The 2936-nt window shown below is 58.9% G+C and carries 5 protein-coding genes; all 5 read left to right on the forward strand.

The features are described from left to right. On the forward strand, positions 1-419 hold a 419-nt coding region (locus QOC89_RS24790), incomplete at its 5' end, for an acetamidase/formamidase family protein (protein WP_323047428.1). A 188-nt stretch (positions 420-607) separates the two neighbouring features. Beyond that, positions 608-871, forward strand: a complete 264-nt coding sequence (locus QOC89_RS31970; RefSeq protein WP_416340464.1) for an FmdB family zinc ribbon protein — start codon at positions 608-610, stop codon at positions 869-871. An 86-nt stretch (positions 872-957) separates the two neighbouring features. Next, positions 958-1449, forward strand: coding sequence for a heme-binding protein (locus tag QOC89_RS24795; RefSeq protein ID WP_323047429.1), 492 nt, complete (start codon positions 958-960; stop codon positions 1447-1449). An 88-nt stretch (positions 1450-1537) separates the two neighbouring features. Continuing rightward, positions 1538-2494 (forward strand): D-glycerate dehydrogenase, encoded by a 957-nt coding sequence (locus QOC89_RS24800; protein WP_323047430.1) that lies wholly within the window; start codon positions 1538-1540, stop codon positions 2492-2494. 53 nt (positions 2495-2547) lie between these two features. After that, positions 2548-2936 (forward strand): NAD(P)-dependent oxidoreductase (locus QOC89_RS24805; RefSeq protein WP_323047431.1); only part of this gene is annotated, 389 nt, incomplete at its 3' end.

Here is a 2936-nt window from a genome sequence, read left to right on the forward strand (position 1 = left end):
AGGAAGTCACGAACGGCAATCGCATCATGTTTCCGGTGTTCCATGAAGGCGCGTACCTGTATTTCGGCGACGTGCACGCGTTGCAGGGCGACGCCGAGTGTAACGGCATGGGGGCAATCGAAATTCGCGGCCACCTGAAGCTCAAGGTCGACCTCGTCCGCGCGCCGAGCCGCATGACCTGGCCACGCATCGAGACGCCAACGCATATCTGCACCGTCGGCTGCGCGCGGCCGCTCGACGATGCGCTGCGCATCGCGTTCGAGGAAATGGTCTATTGGCTTGAAGAGGGCTACGGCATCCCCGGTGCCGAAGCCTACATGCTGCTCGGCCAGATCGCGGAAGCGCGCTGTACCCAGATGGTGAATCCGAAATACACCTATATCTGCAAGGTCGACAAAAAGTACTTGCCCAAGCGTTGAGGGAACGGCATCGGGCCGCGGATTCTGTGCGAGGCCGACCGGCACCGTCACAAGGCATCGAGACCGGACTCCCTGGCCACGATGCTGGCACCAGTTGGTGCGTGCACGGTGAACATTCCGTGGCCGACGATGCTGTCGGTAATCGCGCAGATCATGTAGTGATTTCGAAGAAGGAGGAAAAAAGGGCGATGCCGATTTATCCCTATCGTTGTGAAACCTGTGGCACGTTCTCCGTCATGCGTCCGGTAGCTGAACGCGACGCGACCTGCGCTTGCCCAACGTGTAGCGCTATCGCACAGCGCATGCTGGCCATGCCTGCGCTGGCATTGATGTCGTCGTCCGGGAGTGCCGAACGCCAAGTCAACGAACGTGCGGTGTACACGCATCAGCATTGCTCGGGGTGCGGCTGCGGGTCGGGCGCACAGTCAAGCATCGAATCGCCGATAAGCTAAATGGAGTCGCCGCGCGTGCCTTCGGGCGCCCGGCCCAAAACACGGCGCCGCCCACCGTCCGGAGCGGCGAGCAGCGGAGTGACCCGATGGACTTTAACCATTCATCTCCGACCGGGTCCCCACCGCACAAAGACCAGGTGAACCTATTGAGTCATTTCAACCTCCAGTTGGTGCAGGCACTGCTCGCACGTGCCGTCGATAAAGTGCGCCAGCAGTTTGGCAAGCCGGTGTGCATTTCCGTGTGTGATAGCCACGGCTTCCTCGTTGGATTTTTCCGGATGGACGATGCTCCAGTGCGCAGCATCCAGTTAGCGCACCAGAAGGCTTACACGTCCACCCGTATGGGTGTGACAACGGAGGCATTCCATGCGCGGCTGCGCCGCGAGGAAATTCCAATCAGCTATTTCTGCGATCCATTGTTGACTGCGTTGCCTGGCGGTGCGGTGCTAAGCGACGCCCAAGGCAGCGTGATCGGGGCGATCGGTATCAGTGGCCTCACGCCGGCCGAAGATCAGGCTGTCGCCGACGAACTTGCCCGCTTCGGCATTCCATGCAGCTTGCAGGGCGACGCGCCATGATGTGTGCGCGGGTAATCTCTTTGCAGTGTTATATCGTGCTTTAACAAGAGAACAATCAATGAAACGGTTTAACGTTTATGTGACACGCATGATCTCGCAAGAGACAATTGACGATCTGCGGCAGTTCCACGACGTCGAAGTTAATCCGCATGATCGTGCACTCACGCGCGATGAACTGCTGGAAGCAGTGCAAGGTCGGGACGCCGTAATCACCCTACTGACCGACACGATTGACGGCGAAGTGCTCGATGCCGCCGGCCCGCAATGCAAGATCTTCGCGAATTACGCTGTTGGCTTCAATAACTTCGACCTGCGGGCGGCGACTGAACGCGGTGTGATCATGACCAATACGCCGGGCGTGCTTGACGACGCCACGGCAACACATGCATGGGCGCTAATGCTTGCGACAGCACGGCGCATCTCTGAGTCCGAACGCTTCATGCGAGCGGATAAGTGGCAGGGGTGGGCGCCGATGGCATTTATCGGCCAGGACGTCGACAACAAGACTCTGGGTGTTGCAGGAATGGGTCGGATCGGATCGAAATTCGCGCGCAAGGCGGCCGCCTTCGACATGAAGGTAATCTACACCGACGCACAGCGCAATCCCGAAATCGAACGTCAGGTCGGCGCGACCTTTGTCGACAAGGAAACGCTCTTGCGAGAGTCGGATTATCTGTCGTTGCACCTGCCGCTTCTGCCGGAAACGCAGCATTACATCGGCGCGGCCGAGCTTGCGAAGATGAAGCGGACAGCCATCCTGATCAATGCAGCCCGCGGTCCGCTGGTCGATGAAAAGGCGCTCGTCGCCGCGCTGCGCGACAAGGTAATTTGGGGAGCCGGGCTCGACGTGTTCGAGCGCGAACCCGAACTCGAGCCGGGATTGAGCAGCCTCGATAACGTGCTTGTCGTACCGCACATCGCTTCCGCGACGATCGAGACGCGCCTTGCGATGGGTAAGATCGCAACGGAAAACGTCATCAGCGTGCTGAGAGGCGAAAAGCCGCAGACCTGTATCAACCCCGAAGTATTACGCTCCGCGGCGTAATAGCTTGTCGCTGCTGTCAACGGTTTAAAAAAGAACTCATTGAAGAGGAAGTCATGGCAAAAGTTGGATTCATCGGTCTGGGTGTCATGGGTGCGCCGATGGCCGCCAATCTGCAGCAAGGCGACCATCAACTATTTGTGCACGATCGGAACCCTGCGCCGGCGGACTTGATCGAGAATGGCGCGACGCTCTGCGAGTCCGGCAAAGCGGTGGCACAGCAAGCCGACATTGTTATCTTGATGGTGCCCGATACTCCACACGTGGAGTCAGTGCTTTTTGGGGAAAACGGCGTAGCAAGCGGACTCCGTGCGAATCAGATCGTGGTCGACATGAGCTCGATTTCGCCGATTGCGACGAAGGAGTTCGCAAGGAAGATCAACGAACTCGGATGCCAGTACCTCGATGCTCCGGTATCGGGTGGCGAAGTGGGTGCAAAGGCCGC

This window comes from Paraburkholderia sp. (assembly GCF_034668105.1).
Lineage (GTDB): Bacteria > Pseudomonadota > Gammaproteobacteria > Burkholderiales > Burkholderiaceae > Paraburkholderia.

Bases quoted from the DNA above. Each gene is read 5' to 3' on its own strand.
- QOC89_RS24795 (WP_323047429.1), top strand. From the start codon at position 958: ATGGACTTTAACCATTCATCTCCGACCGGGTCCCCACCGCACAAAGAC.
- QOC89_RS31970 (WP_416340464.1), top strand. From the start codon at position 608: ATGCCGATTTATCCCTATCGTTGTGAAACCTGTGGCACGTTCTCCGTC.
- QOC89_RS24800 (WP_323047430.1), top strand. From the start codon at position 1,538: ATGATCTCGCAAGAGACAATTGACGATCTGCGGCAGTTCCACGACGTC.